This is a genomic window from Kocuria sp. CPCC 205231, from assembly GCF_040980965.1.
Classification (GTDB): Bacteria; Actinomycetota; Actinomycetes; order Actinomycetales; family Micrococcaceae; genus Kocuria; species Kocuria rosea.
Window position 1 is genome coordinate 1 of the sequence record NZ_JAVKPP010000068.1, and the last position, 791, is coordinate 791.

General features: G+C 71.7%; 1 pseudogene. It reads right to left on the reverse strand.

Annotated elements, in window-relative coordinates:
* Positions 1-23: 23 nt before the first annotated feature.
* A pseudogene (locus RF640_RS18890) lies at positions 24-791 on the reverse strand (IS21 family transposase); the annotation flags it as partial.

Genomic DNA, 791 nt, shown 5'->3' on the forward strand with positions numbered 1-791 from the left:
CGTCTCGGCCGGTGTGGTGGCCATCAGGCGACCTCGATCCCGAACGCGCGGTCGTAGTCGGCCAGATCCCGCACCAGCGGATCCGGCTCGGCAACCGGGTGGGGGTGTTGTTGGTAGGCCCGGCGCAGCACCGCAGCGGTAGCCACGTGCGCCGGGTCGGTGACCGTGGTCGCTGACGCCCAGCAGCGCGCGTGCTCGGCCACGACCCGGCCCTGGTGACGCACGAGCACCCGATCCAGGTCAGCGGTGACCTCGACCATGGCCCCGATCACGGTCGGGTCCACGGAGTAGTCATTGCCGGCGACCCGCACGTAGTAGTCCCGACCCAGCCGCACCCACCAGCGGTGCCCGATCGCCGGGGCGACCGGCGGCACAGGGAGCATCGCGGCCCGATCAGCGGCGATCAGCTCCGCCGGCCGGGCGGCGATGGCCCGCACCCGCCGGGTGTTGGCACCCACCAGCCACTGGCGCAGTTGGGCGTTGAAGTCGGCCGGGGAAGCGAAACTGCGTCCGGGCAGGAACGAGGTCTCGAGATAGCCGTTGGCCCTCTCCACGATGCCCTTGGACTCCGGGTCGTAGGGCTTGAGCTGCACCAGGGCTGCCGCCATCGTGCCCATGAACGCGACCACCCCCTCGGCCGGGCGGCCCCCGCGACCGATGCCGGACCCGTTGTCCCAGACCCACCGCCGCGGCACGCCCTGGATCTGCTCGACCACCAGGTGCCACATCCCGGCCAGCAGATCACCGGTGGTGCGCGAGGGAATCATCACCGCGGTGACGAACCGCGAGGA